The 23781-nt window shown below is 63.4% G+C and carries 22 protein-coding genes; 10 read left to right on the top strand and 12 right to left on the bottom strand.

The features are described 5' to 3' along the window. Positions 1-134: 134 nt before the first annotated feature. The 4 genes from KTR60_RS08075 to KTR60_RS08060 are packed head-to-tail and all read right to left on the bottom strand — an operon-like array spanning position 135 to position 3999. On the bottom strand, positions 135-632 hold the full coding sequence (locus KTR60_RS08075) for a YbjN domain-containing protein (RefSeq protein ID WP_047268888.1): 498 nt from the start codon (positions 630-632) through the stop codon (positions 135-137). After that, positions 629-1957: a D-inositol-3-phosphate glycosyltransferase gene (gene mshA, locus KTR60_RS08070; protein WP_065352118.1), complete on the bottom strand. Its 1329-nt coding sequence runs from the start codon at positions 1955-1957 to the stop codon at positions 629-631. Before mshA ends, KTR60_RS08075 begins: the two co-directional genes overlap by 4 nt. A gap of 42 nt (positions 1958-1999) precedes the next feature. After that, the gene (locus tag KTR60_RS08065; protein WP_042452989.1) at positions 2000-2827 is read right to left on the bottom strand and encodes an alpha/beta fold hydrolase; all 828 of its coding nucleotides are present in this window, start codon (positions 2825-2827) and stop codon (positions 2000-2002) included. Next, a complete protein-coding gene (locus KTR60_RS08060) occupies positions 2773-3999 on the bottom strand; it encodes an MFS transporter (RefSeq protein WP_003942019.1) in 1227 nt (408 codons plus the stop codon). Before KTR60_RS08060 ends, KTR60_RS08065 begins: the two co-directional genes overlap by 55 nt. A 111-nt stretch (positions 4000-4110) precedes the next feature. Here KTR60_RS08060 and KTR60_RS08055 point away from each other — a divergent pair, with 111 nt between their 5' ends. The 3 genes from KTR60_RS08055 to KTR60_RS08045 all read left to right on the top strand — a co-directional run bounded on the left by KTR60_RS08055 (position 4111) and on the right by KTR60_RS08045 (position 6342). Then, positions 4111-4884, top strand: a complete 774-nt coding sequence (locus KTR60_RS08055) for a PIG-L family deacetylase (RefSeq protein WP_003942001.1) — start codon at positions 4111-4113, stop codon at positions 4882-4884. A gap of 64 nt (positions 4885-4948) precedes the next feature. Continuing rightward, entirely contained in the window at positions 4949-5341 is a 393-nt protein-coding gene (locus KTR60_RS08050) for a PaaI family thioesterase (RefSeq protein ID WP_058227471.1), read from the top strand. Then, positions 5338-6342 carry a tocopherol cyclase family protein gene (locus KTR60_RS08045; RefSeq protein WP_007735336.1) on the top strand — a complete coding sequence of 335 codons (1005 nt, stop codon included), beginning with the start codon at positions 5338-5340 and terminating at the stop codon, positions 6340-6342. Before KTR60_RS08050 ends, KTR60_RS08045 begins: the two co-directional genes overlap by 4 nt. Here KTR60_RS08045 and KTR60_RS08040 read toward each other — a convergent pair. Beyond that, positions 6308-7177 carry a LysR family transcriptional regulator gene (locus tag KTR60_RS08040; protein WP_065352117.1) on the bottom strand — a complete coding sequence of 290 codons (870 nt, stop codon included), beginning with the start codon at positions 7175-7177 and terminating at the stop codon, positions 6308-6310. The two genes, KTR60_RS08045 and KTR60_RS08040, sit on opposite strands and share 35 nt — an antisense overlap. Positions 7178-7247: 70 nt before the next feature. Between KTR60_RS08040 and KTR60_RS08035 the strand changes: the two genes are divergently transcribed. Next, entirely contained in the window at positions 7248-7607 is a 360-nt protein-coding gene (locus KTR60_RS08035) for a YybH family protein (protein WP_065352116.1), read from the top strand. A gap of 15 nt (positions 7608-7622) precedes the next feature. Here KTR60_RS08035 and KTR60_RS08030 read toward each other — a convergent pair whose 3' ends face one another. Further along, positions 7623-8894 carry an ROK family transcriptional regulator gene (locus KTR60_RS08030; RefSeq protein WP_074447122.1) on the bottom strand — a complete coding sequence of 424 codons (1272 nt, stop codon included), beginning with the start codon at positions 8892-8894 and terminating at the stop codon, positions 7623-7625. Between the two features lie 342 nt (positions 8895-9236). Between KTR60_RS08030 and KTR60_RS08025 the strand changes: the two genes are divergently transcribed. From KTR60_RS08025 to KTR60_RS08015, 3 genes are read left to right on the top strand one after another with little or no spacing between them, the layout of a single operon-like run. Next, a complete protein-coding gene (locus KTR60_RS08025; protein WP_042452972.1) occupies positions 9237-10214 on the top strand; it encodes a TauD/TfdA dioxygenase family protein in 978 nt (325 codons plus the stop codon). After that, positions 10211-12532, top strand: a complete 2322-nt coding sequence (locus KTR60_RS08020; protein WP_065352115.1) for an arylsulfatase — start codon at positions 10211-10213, stop codon at positions 12530-12532. Before KTR60_RS08025 ends, KTR60_RS08020 begins: the two co-directional genes overlap by 4 nt. 15 nt (positions 12533-12547) lie before the next feature. Next, a complete protein-coding gene (locus tag KTR60_RS08015; protein WP_003942076.1) occupies positions 12548-13297 on the top strand; it encodes an SDR family NAD(P)-dependent oxidoreductase in 750 nt (249 codons plus the stop codon). Positions 13298-13312: 15 nt separating this feature from the next. Here KTR60_RS08015 and KTR60_RS08010 read toward each other — a convergent pair whose 3' ends face one another. The 4 genes from KTR60_RS08010 to KTR60_RS07995 all read right to left on the bottom strand — a co-directional run bounded on the left by KTR60_RS08010 (position 13313) and on the right by KTR60_RS07995 (position 17999). Continuing rightward, on the bottom strand, positions 13313-14071 hold the full coding sequence (locus KTR60_RS08010) for an ESX secretion-associated protein EspG (RefSeq protein ID WP_007735346.1): 759 nt from the start codon (positions 14069-14071) through the stop codon (positions 13313-13315). Further along, on the bottom strand, positions 14068-15606 hold the full coding sequence (locus KTR60_RS08005) for a hypothetical protein (RefSeq protein WP_064114008.1): 1539 nt from the start codon (positions 15604-15606) through the stop codon (positions 14068-14070). Before KTR60_RS08005 ends, KTR60_RS08010 begins: the two co-directional genes overlap by 4 nt. A 120-nt stretch (positions 15607-15726) precedes the next feature. Next, positions 15727-16923, bottom strand: a complete 1197-nt coding sequence (locus KTR60_RS08000) for a L,D-transpeptidase (RefSeq protein WP_064114009.1) — start codon at positions 16921-16923, stop codon at positions 15727-15729. A gap of 32 nt (positions 16924-16955) precedes the next feature. Then, complete coding sequence (locus tag KTR60_RS07995; protein ID WP_064114012.1) at positions 16956-17999, bottom strand: UDP-N-acetylmuramate dehydrogenase; 1044 nt, start codon at positions 17997-17999, stop codon at positions 16956-16958. A gap of 74 nt (positions 18000-18073) precedes the next feature. On the opposite strand from KTR60_RS07995, the gene KTR60_RS07990 reads away from it, so the two are divergent. The 3 genes from KTR60_RS07990 (at position 18074) to KTR60_RS07980 (ending at position 19944) form a co-directional block, all read left to right on the top strand. Further along, the gene (locus tag KTR60_RS07990) at positions 18074-18571 is read left to right on the top strand and encodes a DUF2505 domain-containing protein (protein WP_054826635.1); all 498 of its coding nucleotides are present in this window, start codon (positions 18074-18076) and stop codon (positions 18569-18571) included. A gap of 76 nt (positions 18572-18647) precedes the next feature. After that, entirely contained in the window at positions 18648-19148 is a 501-nt protein-coding gene (locus tag KTR60_RS07985) for a DUF2505 domain-containing protein (protein ID WP_007735352.1), read from the top strand. Positions 19149-19155: 7 nt separating this feature from the next. Then, positions 19156-19944, top strand: a complete 789-nt coding sequence (locus tag KTR60_RS07980; RefSeq protein ID WP_003941937.1) for a hypothetical protein — start codon at positions 19156-19158, stop codon at positions 19942-19944. 70 nt (positions 19945-20014) lie between these two features. On the opposite strand, the gene KTR60_RS07975 is transcribed toward KTR60_RS07980, so the two are convergent. Continuing rightward, positions 20015-22048: an Ig-like domain-containing protein gene (locus KTR60_RS07975; RefSeq protein WP_065352114.1), complete on the bottom strand. Its 2034-nt coding sequence runs from the start codon at positions 22046-22048 to the stop codon at positions 20015-20017. A gap of 81 nt (positions 22049-22129) precedes the next feature. Beyond that, on the bottom strand, positions 22130-23566 hold the full coding sequence (locus KTR60_RS07970) for an Ig-like domain-containing protein (RefSeq protein WP_042923274.1): 1437 nt from the start codon (positions 23564-23566) through the stop codon (positions 22130-22132). Between the last annotated feature and the right edge of the window lie 215 nt (positions 23567-23781).

Genomic DNA, 23781 nt, shown 5'->3' with positions numbered 1-23781 from the left:
TCCTCGAAAAGTTGCGCGGCGGGGTGGTGTGACCAACTTACTGTGACTCACGGGAACAGTATTATTCCGTGACGACAGTCACAAGTAAAGGTCACTTTACGTGACACATCCGCGATGTGTCTCACCCCGCTCGATCAGCTCTGCGCGGGCTCCTCCTCGATGAGGTGCTTGAACGGTTCGAGATTCGCCAGCGACTCGCCTCGCGACACCCGCCACGCCCACTCACGCTTGATGGACGAGGAGAAGCCGAGTTCGAGGATGACGTTGAAATCGCCGTCGGCGGCTTCGAGAACCTGACCGAGCACTCGGTCGAGTTCATCGCCGGTCACGGCATGCTCCGCGATCTTGCCGACCAGGTAGATGTCCCCGACCTTGTCGAGTGTGTACGCCACCCCGTACAGACGGCGGTTGCGCTTGAGCAGGAACTTGTAGACGCCTTCGAAGTTCTCGTCCACCTTGCGGCACACGAAGGCCTCGACCCGCACACCGTGATTGCCAACGGTGAGCAGAGTCGACGTCTTGAGTTTGTGTTCACCGGGAAGTTCGACGATGAAATGCGCGTCGTCTTTTCTGGTGAAGTCGAGTTCACGCTCGGTGAGGGCCTGCTCGATGGTGTCCGAAATGCTGCTCATGTACGCACTCCCCCGGTCCGGCGCAGACGCCACAGACCCCGCGCACGGCGGGGCGAGAAGTCGCTGGGACCGGTTCCGTTGTTGTAGTTGACTGCGGCTTTGCGATAGCTCTCGAGCAAACCGTCCGCGGTGTGTTCCCACGAGAAATTTTCGGCGTGACGCGGTGCCTGCGCGGCGAGTTCGGCCAAGCGCGTCGGTGCTGTCACCAAAGATTCGAGGGCGCCGGCCCAGTCTTCGGTGCGGTGTCCTTGAACCAGCAGGCCTGTCTCCCCGTTGCGTACGGCTACTCCCAGTCCGCCGACGTCGGCGGCGATCACGGGAGTTCCGCAGGCTTGAGCTTCGATGGCGACCAATCCGAAGGACTCCGAATAGCTCGGCACCGCAACCAGATCCGAGGCACGGTAGACATCGGCGAGACGCTCCGGTGCCTGCGGCGGCAAGAACGTCACCTGCGCTGTGATGCCGAGTGAGCGTGCCAGTTCGATCAGCACGTCCGGCCGCGCGAGGCCAGTTCCGGACGGCCCGCCGACGACGAGGATGCGCAACGGCAACTCGGGGCGACGGCTGATCACTTCGGCGGCAGCACGCAGCAGAACGTCCGGCGCTTTCAGAGGTTGGATCCGGCCGACGAAAGTCACGACGATCTCGCCCGGGTCCAACCCCAACGACGCGCGGGCGGAATCGCGATCGCCCGGTCGGTAGCGGGTGAGATCGGCGCCGGGAGCCACGACGTCGATACGCGTGGGGTCTGCGCCGTACAACTCGTGCAGCGCCTTGGCTTCGTCGGTGGTGTTGGCGACCAGGCGATCGGACTCGGCGACTACTTGCTGCTCGCCGATCTGACGTGCTGCCGGCTCCGGGGTGTCTCCCTCGGCAAGCGAAAGATTCTTCACCGCCGCGAGGGTGTGGGCGGTGTGTACGAGGGGCACGCCCCAGCGGTCGCGGGCCAGCCAGCCGACCTGACCGGACAACCAGTAGTGCGAGTGAATCAGGCTGTAGTACCCGGGCTCGTGGCGCGCTTCCTCCCGCAGAACTCCTGCGACGAAGGCACACAGTTGAGTCGGCAGATCCGCCTTGTCCAGCCCTTCGAAGGGACCAGCAGCAATGTTCCGAACCCGCACTCCGGGAGCGGCGTCCACCACGGGTGCGTCGGCCGAGGACGTCGCGCGGGTGAATATCTCCACCTCGACGCCACGTTTGGCGAGCTGAATGGCGGATTGCAGAACGTAGACGTTCATCCCACCCGCGTCACCGGTGCCGGGTTGTGCCAATGGCGAGGTGTGGACCGAGAGAACGGCCACCCGGCGAGGGCGCGAAATGTGCATGGGCGTCACGACTCCATACTGCCCCCTCACCGGGCGCGAACTCTAACCGAGGCTCGAGATGAAGGTTCGCACTTCGGACACGAATCGTGTCGGATCCTCCACGAACGGGCCGTGATTGCAGCCTTCCCAGTACGACGCCTGGGACTTGGGAATCAGTTCCTCGGCGTGCTTACCTGCGCTCACGTCGACGACGGAGTCGTCGGTTCCGTGCAGAACGAGGACCGGGATGTCCAGGTTGCGAAGCAACTCGTCGTGACCGACAGCACGGTTGAACAGTGCTGCGCGCACCCGCGGACGCGTCGAGAGGCTGTACCCGAACAAGGCCTGCGACGCTGCACCCTTGCCCTCGGGTGGGCCGGTGAGAGCATTGCCGAAAGCGCCGAGTGCACGGATCGCCTCGCGGGGATCTTCGGACATCGCGCCGGGAACTGCGCTACGCATCGCCGAGCCGACCTTGCCACCTTTTTCGCCGCGCCCGATGCTGGTGATCGCCCCGACCAGAACCGCGCCCGCCACCGCGCCGGTGCCGTGCGCTGCCAGGTAATCGCAGATCACCAGACCGCCGTACGACCAGCCGAGCAGGATCGCGTTCTCGGTGACGCCTTCGGCCGCAAGAACAGCCGCGACGTCGCCGGCCCAGTTCGCGGAATCGTCGTATCCGGATTCGGGCGCATCTGAGTAACCGTGGCCGCGCAGATCGACGGCGATCAGCCGATAGTCCGCGGCCAGGTCCGCGAGGACCTGCTCGCCCCAGCACTGCGAGGACTGAGCCCAGCCGTGCAGCAACACCAGCGGGGTCCCCGCCGAATTTCCGGTTACTCGATAGACGATGGACGTGCCGTCGACGCTGACGGCTTCACGAATAGACATGCCGTCACGATAGAGGCTGCGACTGCGGCGCCGACGGCGAGCATGTAGGCCGACGGGACGCCGTAGCGATCGATCAGCTGTCCGGCCAGCGCAGACCCGAGCGCCACGCCGACGCCGAGGCCGGTAACCGTCAGGGTCATTCCCTCGGTGAGCTTTTCCGGTGGGACGATCTGTTCGACCAGGGCTGTCGCGATGATGAGCGTCGGTGCGATGGTCGCGCCCGCCAGCACGTAGGCACCCGCAAGTGCGGCCACGTTTCCGACCAACAGAAGCGGGACGCTGAGAACGGCGACCGCCGAGGACGCGATCATCAACTGCCCGCGCAGCGATCGCGCCGGGTGCATCGACCCGAAGATCAGTCCCGCGATTCCCGAACCGCCGGCGAACAGCGCGAGGACCAGCGTCGCCGACCCCGGCGAATTCTGTTCCTTGGTGAACGCGATGGCGCCGACGTCGATGACGCCGAAGATCGTTCCGAGCATCACCATGATCACGATGACGATCCACATCACGTGGTTACCGAGAACCGATCGTCCGCGGCCGGGTCGACGCGGATGCACCTTCGGTTCGGTTCCGCGCTGTATGACCAGCAGCAGGGTTCCGGTGACCAGCAGGATCAACCCTGCCAGTGGTCCAGCCTCGGGGAAGAGCCCGATGCTCAGACCTACCGATATGACCGGGCCCGCCACGAAGCAGAGCTCGTCCACCACCGATTCGAAGGCGAAGGCGGTGCGCAGCTGAGGTTTTCCGACATAGATCGCCACCCACCTGGCGCGAATCATCGCGCCGATCGTCGGAGTGGCGCCGCCGGGGACGACCAGAACGAACAGCAGCCAGTCGGGAGCTTCCATCCGGACTGCGAGCAGGAGCGCCCCGATCGCGGTGACGCTCACGGCTGCGGCAATCGGCAGGACCGCTCGCTGTCCGAAGCGGTCGACCGCACGCGAGACCGCGGGCGCGATGATCGCCGACGAGAGCGCAAAAACCGCGGCGAGCGCGCCGGCGAGCGCGTAGTCACCACGAAGTTGCGAGATCATCGTCACGATTCCGATACCGATCATGGCGATCGGCAGCCTTGCGACAAATCCGGCGGCCGAGAAGGCGACCGATCCGGGGGCGGCAAAGATCTCGCGGTAGGCGCTCAGCAGGCCTTTGTTGGTGGATTCGCTCATGTCAGCTTCTCGTGCACTGAACAAGGTTCACAGAGCCGAGGCCGACTCGACAAATCGTTTTCACTGTGCGCTCGGGTTGACCTGTCGGTAACTTGCCTTACGATTGCGCGAATGAGTGTCCTGGTGTGTTTCCACGCCCATCCCGATGACGAAGTTTTCACTACGGGCGGCGTGATGAGAATGGCCGCCGACGCAGGTCACCGCGTCGTAGTCGTCACCGCTACCGACGGTGCTCTCGGTGAATTCCCCGACGGACTGTTGGACGAATACGAGACGTTGGCTCAGCGCCGCAGCCGTGAGCTCGAGGCGTCCACCGACGCGTTGGGTGCCAGTCGCGTCGTGTCCCTGCACTACCCGGATTCGGGGATGGTGGGTACGCCCGAGAACGAGAATCCGGAAGCGTTCTGCAACGTCGACGTCGAGAAGGCCGCCGAGCGTCTGGCCGAGGTTCTTCGTGAAGAGAACGCCGATGTCCTGACCATCTACGACCCCAACGGCGGATACGGCCACCCGGATCACATCCAGGTCCACCACGTCGGCGTTCGTGCTGCAGAACTCGCGGGCACGCCGTTCGTCTACGAGGCGTCCACCAACCGCGATCACATGAAGATGCTGATGCAGGCCAACCCCGAGTGGACCGAGGAGGCGCAGCCGCCGGACATCGAATCGTTCGGGCTTCCGGCTGACCAACTCACCACCGCGGTCGACGTCAGTTCGGTGATCTCGTCCAAGCGCGCGGCCATGTACGCGCACGCAACGCAGGTCGGCGATTTCGGCCCGTTCCTCGAAATGCCGACGGAGCAGCTCGCCGCGGCATTCGGCACCGAGTGGTTCCGTCGTCGCAACGCGCCGGAAGGGCTGTCGGAAACCGCCCTGCCCCTGTGAGTCACCGCCCTCGATAAACCGAAGTCCCGACGGAGGTTTCGGCGGCTCGTTAACATCGGTAGGCATGGACCTCGAACAACTTGTCGCGAGCATGCCTTTTGCAGTTCACACCGGAATTCAGTTGGACAGCGCGGCACCCGAACAGGTTGTCGGCCATCTGGATTGGGACAGCCACCGCACCACCGCCGGCAACGGAATGCACGGCGGCGCCTTGATGACGCTGGCAGACAGCGTCGGCGCCGTCTGTGCATTCCTCAATCTGCCGCCCGGCGCAAGTACGTCCACCACCAGTTCGTCGACCGTCTTCACTCGCGGCGTGCGCAAGGGCACGGTCACCGCCACCGCCCGGCCACTGCACGCGGGGCGCAGCACCGTCGCGGTGGTGACCGAGATCCGCGACGACGAGGGCCGCCTCGTCGCTCAGGTCACCGCATCACAGGCAGTACTGGGATCGTGAAGCTTCCCGCGTACCGCGCCTCGGGTGCCACCCTGCCGTACGGCAATCTGCTTGCCTCCCATGACGTTGCGATGGAGGGTTACTTCTGGCGATTCACGATGCCAGACAGCGGACGGGTGGTGATCGCGCTCGCCGGAATCAACAAGGCCGACGGCGGCAGCTGGTCGACGCTCGGTCTCGCGGCACACCCAGGCGGATTCCTCCGCACTGCTGAGCATCCGAATGGATCGGCCGATCCCCGTATCCTGGGGGCCTACGCCGACAACGCTTTCCGCGGCAATGCCGATCGACTCCAGGTCGATTTCGGCGACAGTCATCTCGACGTACGCATCAGCAATCAGCGATTCTGGCCGCACCGCCGCTTCGGGGGGTCGAGTTACTTCCAATCAGTTCCCGCACTCAATCAGTACTGGCATCCGTGGCTGCTCGGCGGCCGGGTCGAGGGAAGCGCCGTCATCGACGGACAGAGCTGGGATCTCACCGGAGCGCAGGTGTACGGCGAGAAGAACTGGGGAAAGGGAGGATTCCCGGAATCCTGGTGGTGGGGACAGGCACAGGGGTTCACCGATCCTCGAGCCTGCGTGGCGTTTGCCGGCGGACAGGTCAGCGCCGGACCTCTGCGCACCGAAGTCACCGCCGTCGTTGCCGCGCTACCGGACGGAACGGTGTTGCGGCTGGGTAATCCTCTGACGTCACAGGTGGAGACGACGGTGTCCGACGATCGCTGGACGCTTCGGGGTTACAGCCGGAAGTGGAGCGTCGACATCGACGGGACCGCACCCATCGCCGACGCACACATACTTCCTGTTCCGATACCTGCCGAGCGTCGAAACGTGCCAGGAGCGCTCGAGCATCTCGGTGGAACGATGTCGGTCATCGTCCGGCGACGCGGCACCATCGTCTGGAAGGACAGGTCGAGGTTGGCTGCTCTCGAGCACGGCGGATTGGATCGGGCGCAGGCCGAACTCACTCGGCGGGAACAGCTCTCGCAAGATCGATGAGAGCAGAGGCCGCCGGATTCTTGCCGCCCGACGAACGCCAGACCAATTCCAGCCGAGATCGTGCTTCCGGTTCGAGATCGATCCGATGCAACTCCCCCACTGTCGACTCCGGAAGCACGGCCATTCCCAGCCCCTGCGCTGCCAATGAAACGATGATGCCGAGGTTGCTTGCCTCGAGCGCAACCGTCGGCTTGGTGCCGGCTGCGGCGCACGCGAAGTCCAGACACGTTCTGATGCCGGTTCCCTCCGGCAGACAGATGACCGATTGCGTCGCGAGTTCGGCAAACGGCAGAGACGACACCTCGGCCAGCGGATGATCCGCCGCCACTCCGGCCACCAGTCGTTCGTCGGTGATCACCCTCGATTCGAGCCCTTCCGGCAGCTTGCCCGCCACCCCGATGACGGCTATGTCGAAGGTTCCGTCCGACACTCCGGCAAGCAGACTGCGCGAATCGTCCTCGGCCAGCGAAATGTCCAGTCCGGGGTGTTTGTTGTGCAACCGACTGAGCAGATCTGTGAGGTCGGCGGAAGCGCAGGCGGTAACCATCCCGACCGAAACGGAACCCCGAACCAGTCCGTTCAAGGCATCGACAGCGTCGCGGGTGCTCTGAACGGAAGCGAGTGCAGCGTAGGCGTGCGGGAGGACAGCTCGCCCGGCGTCGGTCAGACAAACGGTTCGACCACTACGATCGAGCAATTCCTGCCCCAACTCACGTTCCAGCCGTTTGACCTGCGCACTCACACCCGGTTGGGCTACGTGAAGCCGCTCGGCGGCGCGAGTGAAGTTGGCTTCCTCCACTACCGTGACAAAGTATTCGAGCTGCCGAAGTTCCATAACTGCTGATTCTAGCTGCGAGACAAACTAGATCTTGGACTTATCGCCGGAGTACTAGAACGATGGAAGCATGACAACAACAGATGACGTTCAGAAGGCCGGAACCCCGGAAGACATCGCGAAGCTTTTTGTGCAGTTCGCCAACGCTGGTGACGCAGACGCCGTCGCCGCACTTTACGAGGAGGATGCGGTGATGGCCTTCCCTCCCGGATCCCTCACCGTGGGCCGCCAAGCCATCCGCGAGGTGATCTCTCAGATGCTGGCAGCTGCACCGAGATTCACCGTCGAGGAATCTCTACCGACGGTGATCAGCGGCGACCTGGCCATGACCTCGACCAAACCTTCCGACGGAACCGGCGGGCGCACGCAGGTCGCGCGCCGCCAGCCCGACGGATCATGGTTGCTAGTCTTGGATCGACCGGAACTCTGACTGCCCTCTTCGCAGTCAGACGGCCGACGCGCGGCGCATAGCCGCAGCGGGATCAGCAAACAGTGAGCTCAGTGACACGACCGTGGAAGCGTATTCCTGAACCCGATTGCCGAAACCGGTAATTCGAATGTCCTTACGCTCCAAGGAGGATGCCGTCGAGAAAGCCTCGGCGACATGGGGCACCCCGGCCGGATAGTCGGTGAATGCCTGACCACCCAGAATCACACGATCCGGGTTGAACAGGTCACGCAGCATCGCCACTGTCCGGCCGAGGACGCGTGCTCGATCAACCAGAAGCTCGTGTGCCGGAATGGAACCCGACGACGCGGCCCGGTAGACGTCCGCGATCGTGACACGCTCGCTGCCCTGGATCACGGCGCCCGAAGACAAAGCCTGCGCGACTACGGCGCGGTCACTGATCGTCGCTTCAAGGCAACCCACGGCTCCGCAGGTGCACCGTGCGGACGAACCGGTGGGGAGGTGCGCGATCGAACCGGGTCCGCTGGACGGCGTGTGCACTCGCCCTTCGAAAGTGATTGCGATGCCGGCAGTTTCACGAGCGTAGAAGTACAGGCCGGTAGTGCCCGGCGTCGGGGCTTCGGCACGGTCGGTGCTGAGCAGTAGTTCCGACGCGGCCATCGCCTCGACGTGGGCGGCTACCGATACAGGGAGATCCAAGCCGGCTCCGATGATGGACCCGACCTTGGCGCCCTTCCATCCCAGACGCGGGTGATCGACGACTCCGGTCGCTGAATCGACGCGACCGCCGATGGCCACGCCGACGGCGAGCGGACGACGCTTGTGCCACCGCGAGGCAAAGGATTTGGCCGAGCGCGCAATGGTGGCAAGCGCGACAGCAGAATTGGTGGCAGGCGTCGGAATCTCGACGGCGCCGAGCACCTTTCCACGAATGTCGCTGGCGATGATGCTGGTGACGACGGCACCGATGTGGATGCCGACTGTCAGATAAGGCTCGTGGTTGACCTCGAACGGAACTCGCGGACGCCCGATTGCTCCGGAGGCCGTCAGGTCCGCGCGTTCGCGCAGGATCCCGAGGTCCAGCAGGCTCGTGACCTGCCGGTTCACGGTGGCGATGCTCAGCCCTGATGCCTTTGCCGCAGTGTCACGTGAGAGCGGCCCACGGGATCGAGCAATGCGCAACACAGTCGCGGACGGACCGTCGGCGATGCGTAGTTCGGGCGCAACTATCTGGGTACGGGTCCGGGTTCCCGAGAGCGCGGTTCGCGATCGGATGTTCGGAATGGCGGAGATTGTGGGTGTCGACATGGCTGTCCCTTGCAGAAGGAGGAGAAGGCGCATATCTCTGTCGACCGAGAAATCAGCGTTTCCACTGGTCACACGAAGAAATAGACAGAAAAGGCGCAGAAATTAGCTGCAGAAAGAACGGCGGCGACAACACAGCTCTCGCGCCAGAGGCAGACGCGAACCAAGCGCAGCGGTCACATAGGTGACCCGCAAAGCGGCAGGCTGGTCGGTCGACATGGCTCCAAAAGTAGCAGCTTCACCGAGATTCACAAATCAGGTGCGGTAACGATCACACTGAACGCAACCCTGTCGGGGCGAAATCTCGCGTGTTTGGGTGGGCACACTCCCCACGAAAGGTGCACCATGTCTACAGCTTTCGCCAAGCCGACCCTCACGAATTCGGCATCAACGAACGGAGCGGCCGTTGACGCCGCTCGCGGCACTGTCACCACCCTCGGCGCGCATATCGGCGCCCGAATCGACGGAATCACTCTCGGCGGGCATCTCGACCCGGCGACGATTTCCCTCATCCGGCAAGCACTTCTCGAACACAAGGTGATCTTCTTTCGCGGGCAAGACCACCTCGACAACGATTCGCAGTACGAGTTCGCCCAGCTGCTGGGTACCCCGACCACTGCCCACCCCACCGTGAAGTCGCACGGCGCAAAAGTTCTGCCCATCGACTCGGACCTGGGCAAGGCCAACAGCTGGCACACCGACGTCACCTTCGTCGACCGCATCCCCAAGGCTTCGATCCTGCGCGCGGTGCAGCTACCCGAATACGGCGGTTCCACGACGTGGGCGTCGGGGGTAGCCGCCTACAACGGACTGCCGGATCCGCTCAAGGCGCTCGCGGAGAACCTCTGGGCTCGCCACACGAACGTCTACGACTATGCGGCAACCAGCGCCGAGCGGCTCACCGAAGATCGCACGGCCGCCTACCGCGAGGAGTTCCAGTCCACGTACTTCGAGACGGAACACCCGGTGGTGCGGGTCCACCCCGAAACCGGAGAACGCACGCTCGTCCTCGGACATTTTGTCAAGAACTTCGTCGGGTTGAGCACCGAACAGTCGAACGGTGTATTCAAGCTCTTGCAGGATCACGCCATCAAGCTCGAGTACACGACGCGGTGGAACTGGGAAGCGGGTGACGTCGCGATCTGGGACAACCGCGCCACCCAACACTACGCGATCGCCGACTACGACGATCAGTACCGGCGTCTGGAGCGCATCACCCTTGCCGGCGACATCCCGGTCAACATCCACGGGGAACGAAGCCGCAGCATCGCCGGCGACGCTTCCGAATACTCGATCATCGAAGGCGCCTCGACTCTCCCATGACTTCACCGGATTCCGCCCCTCCTCCGCACGCCCGCGGATACGAAGGCTTCGAGGGTCGAATCGGCCGCACCGCAGCCGATTCGACCCCGTCGTGGCCCACCTCCACGACCCCGATTCCCGGATCACCCAACATCGTCGTGGTTCTGATCGACGACATGGGGTACAGCGACATCGGGCCGTTCGGCTCCGAGATCGAGACTCCCACCCTCGACCGCCTTGCCGCGCAGGGCATTCGGATGACCAACTACCACACGACGCCCCTCTGCTCGCCGTCGCGCGCAGCTCTTCTCACCGGCCTGAATCCGCACCGCGCCGGGTACGGTTTTGTCGCCAACGCCGATCCGGGCTACCCCGGACTGCGTCTGGAATTGGCCGACGACGTCCAGACACTCCCCGAAATCCTCCGCGGCGCGGGCTATGCGACCTATGCCGTCGGCAAGTGGCACCTCGTACGCGACGCCAACCTGGCCCCGGGACGAAGTCGTGACTCCTGGCCGACGCAGCGCGGTTTCGATCGCTACTACGGCTCACTCGAAGGCCTCAACTCCTTCTACTATCCCAATCAACTGATCTCCGACAATTCTGTGGTCGACGTGGACGAGTACCCCGAGGGGTACTACCTCACCGACGATCTGACCGACAAAGCGGTCGGGTACATCAAGGACCTCCGCGCCCACGATCAGGACAAGCCGTTCTTCCTCTACTTCGCACACGTCGCCATGCACGGACCGTTGCAGGCCAAGCCTGCCGACCAGGAAAAGTACCGCGGCCGCTACGACGAAGGGTGGGATCGAATCCGCGAGTCGCGGTTCGCCTCTCAGCTCGTGCAAGGCCTCTTTCCGGAAGGTACGCAACAAGCACCGCGAAACTCCGAACCCGGCTTCGACGTCCCCGAATGGGAATCACTCACGCCGGAAGTGCAGTCCAGGTTCGCCCGCTACATGGAGGTGTACGCGGCGATGGTCGACTCGATCGATCAGAGCGTCGGACGCATCGTCGACACCCTGGACGAACTCGGCGAGCTCGACAACACGATCATCGTCTTCACCTCCGACAACGGCGGCACCGCCGAGGGCGGTTCGGACGGGACCCGAAGCTACTTCGCACAGTTCGCGCATATTCAGGATCCGGACTGGGTGGGCGATGTCCCCCACGACGAATCCCTCATCGGCGGACCTGAATTGGGCGTCCACTATCCACGTGGATGGGGACAGACGTCCAACACCCCGTTCCGGTTCTACAAAGGGCAATCCTTTGCCGGCGGGATCCGTGTTCCTTTTCTCCTGTCCTGGCCCGCTGGATTGAAACCCGGAGCAGACGACAACGGGATTCGCGACCAGTTCGCGTACGTCACCGACCTGACCCCTACGCTGCTCGAACTGGCCGGAATCGACGCACCCAGTGTGCGAAACGGGCTCCCGGTGAAAGAGTTCGACGGGGTGTCTTCCGCGTCCGTTCTGCGTTCGTCTGCCGCTCCGAGCACTCACACCGAGCAGTACACCGAGATGACCGGCAACCGTGGCTACTACAAGGACGGCTGGAAACTGCTGGCTCTCACCCCGGCGGACATCGACAAACCGCACTGGCAGTTGTTCGACGTCCGCACCGACCCGACCGAGCTCGACGACCTGGCATCACGGTTTCCCGACAAGGTTCGCGAACTCGCCGAGGCCTGGGACCACTCGGCGTGGGCGAACACCGTGTTTCCTCTACTCGGCAATACCGTCGGCGCGGTTCGCCGTCCGGAGGAAGGAGCACTCTCACGCCCGGTGCGACTACTTGCCGGAACGCCCCCGCTGGAGCGCTACCGCTCATCCAAGCTGATCGGGTTCCGCGACTTCGACATCACGGTCGAACTCGACGGTTACCGCGAAGGTGACGCCGGTGTCCTTGTCGCCCATGGCGATCCGCAGGGTGGGTACCTTCTCTACGTCGAGGACGGGCACCAGCATCTCGGGTACAACGCGTTCGGTTCCTACTCCGTTGTCGACGCCGGACCGCTGGCGCTCGGCACCGAACGCATCGAGCTGTCGGTGACGGTGGTACCGCGGTTGCGTTGGGATCTCCACGTCAGCGTCGACGGCATTCACGCGGGCCAGCTGCTCGGGCAAGTACAACTGGTGGGAATGGCGCCGTGGACCGGTATCTCGGTCGGTGTCGACGCCAGGGGACCTGTGTCGTGGGAGGTACGACGACGCCATGGTCCCTTCCGGTACAGCGGCGCGCTGCGCGCCGTCACCTACACACCCGGTCGGATACAAGTACCGCGTCGTCACATCGAATCCATCGAACGGGAAGCAGAGTATGCCGCCGACTAGCCCTACGATTGCATCATGACCATTTCTTCCGATGCCCGCATCGCCGTAGTCACCGGAGCCAGCTCCGGAATCGGTGAGGCCACCGCCCGCACCCTGGCAGCTCAGGGATTCCACGTCGTGATCGGTGCTCGCCGCGTCGATCGTCTCGAGAAGATCGCCGAGGAAATCGGTGGTACCGCTCTCGAACTCGACGTCACCGACGAGGATTCCGTCGACGCGTTCGCGGCCGTGGTCCCCCGTGTCGACGTGTTGGTCAACAACGCGGGTGGTGCAAAGGGTCTGGCAACAGTCCTGGACGCCGATCTGGACGACTGGCGGTGGATGTGGGAGACCAATGTTCTGGGCACGTTGCGTGTGACGAAGGCACTGCTGCCCAAGCTGATCGATTCGGGTGACGGTCTGGTCGTGACCATCACCTCGGTGGCCGCGCTGGAGGCATACGACAACGGCTCGGGCTACACCACCGCCAAGCACGCTCAAGCCGTCCTTCATCGGACATTGCGTGGTGAACTGTTGGGCAAGCCCGTTCGACTGACCGAAATCGCGCCGGGAGCCGTCGAGACGGAGTTCTCACTCGTCCGGTTCGAGGGCGATCAGGACAAGGCCGACAAGGTGTACGAGGGAATCACACCGTTGGTGGCGCAGGACATCGCCGAGATCATCGGTTTTGTCGCGTCGCGGCCGTCACATGTGAACCTCGATCAGATCATCGTCAAGCCGAGGGATCAGGCAAGCCCCGGTCGGTTCCACCGCACCACCAGCTAGTTCGAATCGTTCTGACTAACCAGTGCGAATCACCCGGTGCAGGACGAGGCCGAGATTGCGTGCAATCTCGGCCTCCGTCATTTCCGTGGAAGCGCTACGGGCACTTACGGTTTCACCAGCGGTGACGATGTACCGACCATCTCCGGCATAGTCGTACCAGTGGAACGTTATTCCGTCGTCTGTCGGTCTGCTGTCCACCGCTCCTCCCGGGTATGTGGTGACTTCACCTATCGAGGTCCGCTCTCGGCCGAAGAATCTGCTCACTTCCTCGCTCCCGCGCGCACCGGCAGCACTGCTCAGAAAGCTCGCTCTACCGGAAGTTTTCGGCCTTTCGATGCTCACACCACGCTCCGATCCAGCGGGGCAGGTCGGCAGGTGATCGACGAGCATCCGTGGAATTGCCGATGGGCGTACCACGGTGAAAACCACGTCGGAGCCACAGTCGACAGTCCTGCCGGGCAGTTGAGTCAGGAGCACCCCCAGGTCGCCGGCAACAACGCCGTGCAATCGCGTCACCGTACTCATGTTCTGCCCGTGAAAACCGGAAACCTCCACGCGAGCATCAGGATTCGCAAGAGCACCGAGAACGTGATGCAGCCGATCGTCGAGCAACCAAGCCAGGTGTGCTCCCGCTCGACGTCGCTCTTCTGTCAGCTCGTTCATGGTTTCGGCCGTCGGACGAAACCGCAGCGGGTACGGGAGTCGGTCACGTCCGACCGCTTCCCAGAGAATCTGGAATTCGAGGCCGGTGAACTGCCACTGCATGGTGGTCATTCGCCCAGCACCGCCGGGGAGACCATCGGTAGGTCGCCGACCAGGGCATTGCCGTTCTCGACGGTGACGAGGTAGCCGGGGGTGTCGTGAACGTTGTCTTCGTCTTGCCCTTGCCCTCGTCCCGGTGCCATGCCGCCGACGCCACCCATCGCGCCCCGACCGCTCTGCGCGCCCGTCGCCGAGGTACCGCCAGTTCCGTTGACGCCCCCACGCCCGCCACCGGCGAGGCCACCGGTGCCGCCAGGGCCGAGGGCTCCGACTCCGGTTCCGCCTGGCCCGAAGCCTCCGGTACCGATTCCACCAGCAGGACCACCACCCGAACCGCTACCTACCAGGCCTGACGGCGTTCCGGAACCAAGCTGAGCGCCATTCGGAGTTGCACCTGCCAGGCCACCTGGCGCTGCACCGGCCGGCAGTGGGCCGGCATGTGCCGCCGTGGTCCCGGCCGGGTCGGAATCGGTTCCGGATCGAACTGCATCGACGTTCGGATTCCCTTGGGCATCAACGCCGCTACGGTTGTCACCATTTCCGGAATCGGTGCCGGATGGATTCTGACCGGAACCGTCTCCGGCCGGGTTTGCACCGCCGGAGTTTCCACCGTCCGCTCCCCCACCGACTCCGCCACCCGATGTAGATGGCGTGCCGAGCCCGTTTCCTGGACCCGAAAAGTTCCCGCCGTCGGCACCACCACCACCGAATGCACCGCCACTTCCAGCCCCGCCACTTCCAGCCCCTCCACCGCCGGTGACCGGATTGAATGCGGCCGGGAGGATCGGCACCTGATCGTCCGCACGCTTCATGGACGGCAGATACACGTCCTTCATCACCTGGCGCGCTTGACGTTCGGCTTCTTCCGCTTCGTATTGGGCCTGCTTCCATGTAGCCCCGGGAACCATGCTGAGAAACCTCTCGACCGTCGAGGCGCCGTCGGGTGCCGGAATCGAGCGTTTTGCCTCGTCGAGTGCGATCTTCGCCTCCTCGATCTTGTTCGAGATCAGATCGACCCGCACCTTCAGCTCACCCGCATCAGCCGAGTAGGCCAGCACTGCTTCCAGCGCAGCCGAGCCGCCGCGCCCCTGCCAGCCTTCGGTGATCGCACCGTTCACGTCGTTCTGGAACTTCCCGATGCCGGCTTCGACCCGGCCTGCAATGGCCTTCCAAGCCTCACCGATCGCACTCAGGGTTGCCGGATTCATCTCGTTGACGTGGTCGAAGATTTCGGAGTGCGACATCGCATCGAACGGATCGTCGTCCACGATTGCGTGTTCGCTGTACTCGAGCGACGACGTCTGAGCGGTGAGGGCATCGCGCTCACCCCAGGCTCGTGCGCGCTCCACATCGGCGTCGACGGTCGCAGCAGCCATCTCGTCGTCGAACGCGCCGCGGTCGTCGGTTATGGATTGCACCAGAGCAGATGTAGCGATTGCGCTCGCGATGGGAGTGCCGACAACTGGCAATGCCGCCACGCCAGGAGGCACGGCCTGCGTCGCATCGGAGATTCTTCCCAGCACGTCTTCCAGAAATGGAATGCCCACCGCTGTCCCCCTGAAGTCGAAAACCCCCGTCGGACTCCCCCGAGCCGACAGCACTTACCTGTACAGACGCAAGCAGAGCCCGGACGGTTCCCTCATCCACGGATTTACCGCAGTACAGAGTTACGGCAGTGCCGACATCGACTTCCAGGTCGGCAGATCGATTGCCCAGTCGTAGATGTCGCCGTCCGCAGGAGACAGGTCGATCGACGTGCCGGTCACCTCTACGGGGTCACCGTAGAGGGCGGTTCCGAAGTATTCCTGCGCGTCGGATGTCGACAGGTTGATGCAACCGTTCGTGACGTTCGACGAGCCCTGCACCCCGGTGGTCTCAGGATTGGCGTGGATGAATTCGCCGTTGTTGGAGATGCGCACCGCCCAACGCTCACGCACGTTCTCGTAGAACGGCGGATTGGACATCATGAAGTCTTCGTACTTCTCCGTCACCATGTGAATGCCGCTGCGCGTGACGTTTCGAGGTTCGTTTCCCTCGCCGTAGCTGACGGGAATGTCCATGATCGTCTGACCGTCGCGCACCACCTGCATGCGGTGGCTCGGCGCATTCGCCTTCACGATCTGGCTGCGACCGATCGTGAAGTCGAGCGTGAGATCCTGGTCGCCGAAGGCGCCACCGCCGTAGTTCAAGCCGTAGAGCTTGGCGTCCAGATGGACAGTCGTGCCCGGCACCCAGTAATCGGCCGGACGCCAATGGGCCCGCGATCCGCCGTTGTCGTCGGCCAGCCAAGCCCACGATCCGGCGGTGGGCGGCACGGTGGTCACGACAAGAGCCTTCTCGACGGCCGCCTTGTCGACGACGGAGTTGTCGAACTGCAACGTGATCGGTGCCGCGATACCAACTTCTTGGCCGTCGGCGATGTTGAGGGTGGCGCCGGTGGTCGACTCCGGGGCAACCGTCGTAAAGCTCCCTTGGACTGGCACGGATTTACCGTCGGTCCCGGTTGCCGAGCCCGACCACGAATACGTGGTGCCGTAGCCGAGTGCCTCACTGACGGTGAACGATGTCTTGTCAGGCGACAATTGTCCTGCAACGGCTTTACCGGCCGCATTGCTGAGGCTGACGTCGGACAGCGTTCCCTGGGTCACCGCCACCGAGACGGGGGCGACCGGGCTGACATCTTTGGTGCCGGGCGCCGGCGTCGACACCACGGTCGCCACCGGTGCTGGCTCGGCGGCCGCCGCGCCGCCCTGTCCGTCCTTGCCACCGATCGTGCAGCCGACGACGGCCACCATCAGAGCGAGCAATACAGCTACCAACGCAACAAGACGCGAACGACTTCTCCTACCACCCAGCTCATGCACTTCAACAGGCTACCTGCGGGCTCCGTCAGGAATCAGATGGTGCAGCCCACAGTTACCGGTTCCGGTTCCAGGTGGACACCGAACGCGGCCTCGACTCCGTCGCGCACTGCCCGCGCGAGCGAGACCACATCCGCACTCGTTGCGGACCCTCTGTTGGTCAACGCCAAGGTGTGTTTGGTCGACAGCCTGGCCGGTGCATCTTCGCCGGGATAACCCTTGGAGAATCCGGCCCGTTCGATCAACCATCCGGCCGAGAGCTTGGTTCCACCACTGCCGGGGAACTGCGGCACGGTGACGTCGCCGAGCTGTTCGGCGATGGCTGCGAGCACGGCAGGCAGCTTGTCGTCGGGCACCACGGGGTTGGTGAAGAAGGAACCCGCGCTCCAGGTGTCGTGGTCGTACGGATCGAGCACCATCGCCTTACCCGTCCGAAGTCCCAGAACTGCCTCGCGGACCTGCGACGCAGGTAACCGCTCGCCTTCTTCTGCCCCCAGTGCGGTGAACAGTTCGCGGTACGCGAGCGGGGCGCTCAATCCGTCGGTCGACGCGTCGAATTCGACGGCGAGAACCAGTGCTGCGTCCGAATGCTTGAGGACGCTCGACCGGTAACCCAATTCGAGTTTCGACGGTTCGACCCACGACACTTCGCCACTGCGCCGGTCGAGCAATTGAACCCGCCGGAGCCGCGAGCCCACCTCGACGCCGTACGCGCCGACGTTCTGCACCGGCGTCGCACCGGTCGAGCCCGGAATCCCGGACAGGCACTCGAGGCCACCCAGTTCCGCGGCGACGGATTGGCCGACTACTTCGTCCCACACCGCGCCCGCTTCGGCAACGACGCGGTCCGTGTCGAGGCTCACGGTGGTGTTGGCCACACGAACGACAACTCCGTCGAATCCCGAGTCGGAGATCACGAGATTGGATCCGCCGGCGAGAATCAGCGTCGGGATCTGCTCGCGATCGAGCAGCGTCACGACGTCGATCAACGACTGCGTCGTCGGGCATTCGGCGAGCAGCCGCGCCGGTCCCCCGATTCGGAGCGTCGTCAATCCTGACAAGTCAACGTTCTCGGACACGAAAGCGCCTGATTCCACGACGCGTCTGCCAATGGTTACGTCCCACACATCGATAAACGGTAGCCTCCACAATCGTGAGCCGTCGCATCGAGCATTCGTCGAAGTACACAGTCCCCGCCGAGAAGGTCCATGAGGCGGTGACCTCCGAGCAGTACTGGCGCGACCGAATCGTCGCTGTCGGTGGTCCCGGCGCGGCGATCGAAGAGCTGACCGTTCGCGACGAGACCGTCGCGGTCACGATGTCGCAGATCATTGCCGCAGAGCACCTCCCCAGCATGGTGTCGAAAGTCGTCAACGGCGACATCGTCATCAAGCGCAGTGAAACGATGGCGCCTTTCAAGGATGGCAAGGCCACCGGCACCTTCTCCGCCCACGTCGACGGCGTTCCCGCCCGTGTCGAGGGCACGCAGGTGCTGACAGGTGACGAGAACTCCGCCACTCTCGAGATCGACGGTGAGGTCGAGGTCAAGATCCCGTTCCTCGGCGGAAAGATCGAAAGTGCGATTGTCGACGAGGTTGTCCGGCTCATCCAGGCCGAACAGGACTTCACCCGGGAGTGGATCACGAAGTAAAATCCTGCGGGCGGCGATGGTTGTGGATACAGCCAATTTGGCTTGTCACAGCGCGTAACAGGTATTCTTTCCGATCATGGCTCGCCGCATCGACTACTCCGCCCGCTATCAGCACTCCCCCGAGCAGGTCTATGCGGCACTGGCGGACCGCTCGTACTGGGAGGCCCGTGTCGAGGAGATGCGCAAGCATTCCGAGAACCATGTGGAACATTTCGAGGTCACCGATTCCGGAATCGATCTCGTGCTGCACCACATTCTCCCGCGCACCGATTTGCCGGACATTGCTCAGACGGTGATGAAGAAGGATCTGGTCATCACTCGTAAGGAGTCGTACGGCGCCTTCGGTGACACCGTGACCGGAACGTACGAAGCGTCCATCCCGGCCGGGCCGGGGAGTTTGTCCGGCACCATGGAGTTGTTCGCGACCGATACCGGGTCCACGCTGCGAACCACGTCCGAGGCCAAGGTCTTCATACCGTTCATCGGCGCGAAGTTGGAGCAACTGATGCTCATCAACCTCGTAGATCTGTTCCGCACCGAAGCTCAGGTCACGGCGACCTGGCTCGCCGCACGCTGAAGCCGGCGTGAAGAAGGCTCCACCCCCGAAGATCGAGGGGGTCATCACCCGTGGCACGACGGGGATCAACAGACTGCGACGTAGTGACCGGTGGATCGTGCACAACCGCACTATCGCGCACGCCCTGAACAACGCGACCGATCCGTTGATCGTCGACCTCGGGTACGGGGCGAGGCCCGACACCACCTTCGAGATGGCAAGCCGCCTCACCGCTGTCCGGCGGGATCGACGCGTCATCGGGCTCGAGATCGACCCCGCCCGCGTGGTCGAGAGTCGTGACGGTGTCAGCTTCGCCCGTGGTGGATTCGAACTTGCCGGTCTCACACCCGTCTTCGTACGCGCCTTCAACGTGCTCCGGCAGTACCCGGAGGAGGCTGTGGACTCTGCGTGGTCACACATTCAGTCCGGTCTCGCACCGGGCGGGCTGCTACTCGACGGAACCTGCGACGAACTCGGAAGGCGTTGCGCTTGGGTGCTTCTCGACGCTGATCGTCCATTGACCCTGACACTGGCCTGGGACCCCTTCGACATCGAGCGTCCTTCCGACATCGCGGAACGTCTCCCGAAGGCTCTCATCCACCGCAACGTTCCCGGTGAGCCGATCCACGCGTTGCTCAGCGCGGCCGATCGAGCCTGGGCCACCGCCGCGCCGCACGCCTCGTTCGGACCTCGCCATCGTTGGGCTGCCGCATTGGAAATTCTTCGGGCGCAAGGAATTCCCGTGCAGCCCGCGCGGCGACGTCTTCGTGACTGCATCCTGACCGTGCCCTGGCACGTCGTAGCGCCGAATCCCTGAACTCATAGACGGGAAACGCCCTGCCGCGGAGGTGTTCTCCGCGGCGAGGCGTCTGTGTGCAGGCGTCGGGCTAGGACCCGAAGATGTTTTCCAGGCTTCCCAGTGAACCGGTCGAACTGCCGCCGTTGCCGGGATCCCCGCCGTCGGACGCTGCCGTTACCCTGACAGTGACTGCGGCCTGGGTCTCGGAACCGAGATAGCCGTCAGTTCCACTGAACACCGCGGTGATTCGGCGATCTCCGAGTTCGGTGAAGGTGTGCGAGAGCGTGGCCTTACCGTTCACCACGGCAACCGGTCCACCGATCGGGGTGGTTCCGTCCATGAACTGGACCGTTCCTGCGCTGAGCGTAGGTACCACTGCCGCAACGAGATCAACCTTCGCGCCCTTGACCGCTGACGCCGGAGCGCTCACGGTGATGGACGTTTCCTGATCCTCCGCGGCCGGAGCCGTGACCGAAACCGACTGAGCGGCCGAGGTAGAGGTGAGGAATCCTGTTGCACCCGAGTAGACGGCCGTGATGTCGTGCGTACCGACGCTCGCGAACTCGTGCATGATCGACGCCTTGCCCTCGACGACCGGCACCGGCGAGCCGAGATTGCCCGAGCCGTCCTTGAACTGCACTGTGCCGCCCACCGGCGTCGGCGTAACGGTTACGGACAGACCAACTGCCGTACCGGTTTTTGCATCCGCCGGAACGGTCAAGACCGTCTGGGTCTGCTGGTCGGTGGGAGCCGGCGCCTTGACGTTCACGGTCTGGGCGTTCGATGTCGAGCCCAGGTAGTTACCCGAACCCGAGAACACTGCGGTGATGCTGTACTCACCCGCCACGTTGAAGATCGGCGTGGTTGTCGCTTTTCCGGTTGCGTCCACGGGAATCGGGGAGCCCAGATCCCTGCCACTTTCCTTGAACTGCACGGTGCCACCTGCAACACCGGTCGAGACCGAGGCAGTGAACGACAATGTCTCTCCGGTCGAAGCGGTCGACGGGCCGACGAGGGTGGTCGTTGTGTTCTCCTCGACCACCACCGGAGCGACTGTCAGCGCATGCGGCGCTGACGTCGAAGTCTGGTAGACACCGGAACCGGAGTACACCGCCACGATCGAATGCGCTCCGACTGCATAGGAATTCGTCAGCGAGGCTTTGCCGTTGGCATCGACGGTAACGGCGCCGCCGAGGTCGGTTGCACCGTCTTTGAACTGCACCGTGCCACCCGCCGGAGTGGGCGACACCGTAGCCTCGACGGTCACGGACTCACCTGCAACTGCACTTGCGGGACCGGTGATCGCGGTTGCAGTGCTTTTGTCCGCTTCGGACACGACGACGTCGACAGCCGACGACGTGGAGGTCGCCACCTTTGCATTACCGAGATACTTGGCCGTCACGCTGTGGGTTCGGACGTCAGCCGGTGTCCAGGCAAGCGTTGCAACACCATTGGCGAGCGCGCCCGCACCGACCTTGGTGGCACCGTCGAAGAACTCCACCGAATCACCGTCGGCACCACCGGTCACCGTCGCGCTCAACGGAACAGGTTGTCCCAACTTCACGCCACTGGTCGGTGACAGCGTCGTCGTCGAGACGTTCTTCTGAACGTTGATCGACGGACCACGACCATTCGTCGTGTCGTCAACGAACACCGTGCCGTCGAAATGCACCGTCGTCGACAAATCAGTACCACGAGCACAATCCGCACCGACGCGATACTGGAATTCGAACGTCTTGACGTCACCACCCCACATCGGCCATTCCGTAGCACCCGCGCTCAAACGAACAGAATCAGTAGCCACCTCGTTGACACGGAACGCACTACCGTTCACCGTCGCCGAACCATCGACATACGTCATACACGCCGGATGAAAATCGCGCACCGCATACAGATTGTGAACCGCGGCAGTTCGCTTGAACACCGTCTTCGACGTGATCACATCACCCTCGGACGGCGTCCCGTTACTGATCGTCCGAGTCACCTTGTACCCGTCGGAATTGAACTCCGCCGTCACCGGAGCCGCACCAGCAACCCCGACACCCGCAACCACCGCGAAACCCGCAGCAACAGCAAACACACTCAGACCTGCAACTGCACGACGTGCAGAACCTACAGACATAGATTTTCCTTCTCGAGAAGTGAGGGATATGGGTGATGCCCCACCACCTGAAGCGGGCGGGGCATCACCGGGTATCGATTGCTAGGAGCCGAAGATGTTGCCGAGGCTGCCGAGCGAACCGGTGCCGTTGCCTGGTTCTTCACCGTCGACGGGTGCGGCGATCTGGACGGAGACCTGATCGGACGATGCCGTCACCGTGCCGGCGCCCGAGTACTCCGCCGCGACAACTCGCTGCCCTTGAGTTGCGGGCTTCCACGAAAGGCTGGCCTTTCCGGATGAATCGACCGTGGCCGTGCCGATGACGGTCTCGCCGTCCTTGAAGGTGACTGTGCCACCCGCATTGGCGGGGCTGATTTGAGCGGAGATCGTCTGGGCAACGCCGACCTGGCCCGCTACTACGCTGAGATCTGTTGTGGAGCTTGTTGTTCCGGCGGGCTGTTCGGCGACTGTCACATTCGCGGTGGTACTCGACCCGGTGACACCGGATCGACCGGCGAATACGGCTTCCACCGTCTGTGCACCGGCGACCGTCGGAACCCAGGCATAGGTCGCTTCACCGTTGCCTGCCACCGGCACCGAAGCGAGCACCGTTCCGCCGACCTTGAACGTGACCGTTCCACCGGTGCCCGACGCGGACACAGTCGCTTTGAGATTGGTCGACTTGCCGACCTGCGCGCCCGAGATCGGCGCCAGAGTCGTGCTGGACTGAGCATCGGCCTGCGAAACGTTCACGATCAGCGCTGCCGAAGCGGAGCCGACGGCACGCGCCGTGTCGGCGAACTTCGCTGTGATCGAGTGGTCTCCACGGGTGGTCGGTGTCCAGGCAAGTGTTGCAACACCATTGGCGAGGGTACCCGCACCAATCTTGGTGGCGGCGTCGAAGAACTCCACCGAATCACCGTCGGCACCACCGGTCACCGTCGCGCTCAGCGTCACCGGTTGCCCCACCTGAGCGCCACCGACGGGCGCAAGTGCTGTCGTCGAGACGTTCTTCTGAATGTTGACCGAAGGACCACGACCATTTGTCGTGTCATTCACCCAAGCCGAACCGTCGAAATGCACTGTGCTTGCCAGATCGGTCCCGCGCTCACATCCTGCGCCGACCCGATACTGAAACTCGAACGACTTCGTATTGTTCTGATACAACGGCCAATCCGTGATGCTCGCGCTCACACGCACAGAATCAGCGCTCACCGGCGTTTCCGGGGAATAGGCCTTCCCGTTCACCTTCGCCGAGCCCTCGACATACGTCATGCACGACGGATGAAAATCCCGAACCGCGTAGAGGTAATTGACCACAAAGTCGGTCCGCTTGAACACTGTCGTAGAGGTGATCACATCACCTTCCGACGGCGTCGCGTTACTGATCGTTCGTGTGATCTTGTAACCACTCGAATTGAACTCCGCCGTCACCGGAGCCGCACCAGCAACCCCGACGCCCGCAACCACCGCGAAGCCCGCAGAAACAGCAAAAACACTCAACCCACCGACAACACGACGAACACCACTCACGGACATCCAGATCCCTCTCGACAACGGGGCAGACAGGCGTCCAGGACAAGCGTCCGTCTGCTTTCGATGCCGTGACGTTATCCCATTGACTGTAAAGTAACTACGCTTTTCGCAGATTTAGTTCATCGGCGACATCGCCGAACTGCAATAACAGTGGGCTGAACGTCCCGAACCGCACATCTGGATGCGTTCTTACCTGCGCTAAAGACAAAACAGTCGCC

This window comes from Rhodococcus sp. C1 (assembly GCF_020809065.1).
Taxonomy (GTDB): domain Bacteria; phylum Actinomycetota; class Actinomycetes; order Mycobacteriales; family Mycobacteriaceae; genus Rhodococcus_F; species Rhodococcus_F qingshengii.
The sequence above is the reverse complement of the archived record's forward strand: the minus strand, read 5'-3'. Positions and strand labels throughout refer to the sequence as shown.

Excerpts from the sequence above, each read along its gene's own strand:
- KTR60_RS08075 (WP_047268888.1), bottom strand. The coding sequence starts at position 632 with ATGAGCAGCATTTCGGACACCATCGAGCAGGCCCTCACCGAGCGTGAA.
- mshA (WP_065352118.1), bottom strand. The coding sequence starts at position 1,957 with ATGCACATTTCGCGCCCTCGCCGGGTGGCCGTTCTCTCGGTCCACACC.
- KTR60_RS08065 (WP_042452989.1), bottom strand. The coding sequence starts at position 2,827 with ATGTCTATTCGTGAAGCCGTCAGCGTCGACGGCACGTCCATCGTCTAT.
- KTR60_RS08060 (WP_003942019.1), bottom strand. The coding sequence starts at position 3,999 with ATGAGCGAATCCACCAACAAAGGCCTGCTGAGCGCCTACCGCGAGATC.
- KTR60_RS08055 (WP_003942001.1), top strand. The coding sequence starts at position 4,111 with ATGAGTGTCCTGGTGTGTTTCCACGCCCATCCCGATGACGAAGTTTTC.
- KTR60_RS08050 (WP_058227471.1), top strand. The coding sequence starts at position 4,949 with ATGGACCTCGAACAACTTGTCGCGAGCATGCCTTTTGCAGTTCACACC.
- KTR60_RS08040 (WP_065352117.1), bottom strand. The coding sequence starts at position 7,177 with ATGGAACTTCGGCAGCTCGAATACTTTGTCACGGTAGTGGAGGAAGCC.
- KTR60_RS08035 (WP_065352116.1), top strand. The coding sequence starts at position 7,248 with ATGACAACAACAGATGACGTTCAGAAGGCCGGAACCCCGGAAGACATC.
- KTR60_RS08030 (WP_074447122.1), bottom strand. The coding sequence starts at position 8,894 with ATGTCGACACCCACAATCTCCGCCATTCCGAACATCCGATCGCGAACC.
- KTR60_RS08025 (WP_042452972.1), top strand. The coding sequence starts at position 9,237 with ATGTCTACAGCTTTCGCCAAGCCGACCCTCACGAATTCGGCATCAACG.
- KTR60_RS08020 (WP_065352115.1), top strand. The coding sequence starts at position 10,211 with ATGACTTCACCGGATTCCGCCCCTCCTCCGCACGCCCGCGGATACGAA.
- KTR60_RS08015 (WP_003942076.1), top strand. The coding sequence starts at position 12,548 with ATGACCATTTCTTCCGATGCCCGCATCGCCGTAGTCACCGGAGCCAGC.
- KTR60_RS08010 (WP_007735346.1), bottom strand. The coding sequence starts at position 14,071 with ATGACCACCATGCAGTGGCAGTTCACCGGCCTCGAATTCCAGATTCTC.
- KTR60_RS07985 (WP_007735352.1), top strand. The coding sequence starts at position 18,648 with ATGGCTCGCCGCATCGACTACTCCGCCCGCTATCAGCACTCCCCCGAG.
- KTR60_RS07975 (WP_065352114.1), bottom strand. The coding sequence starts at position 22,048 with ATGTCTGTAGGTTCTGCACGTCGTGCAGTTGCAGGTCTGAGTGTGTTT.
- KTR60_RS07970 (WP_042923274.1), bottom strand. The coding sequence starts at position 23,566 with ATGTCCGTGAGTGGTGTTCGTCGTGTTGTCGGTGGGTTGAGTGTTTTT.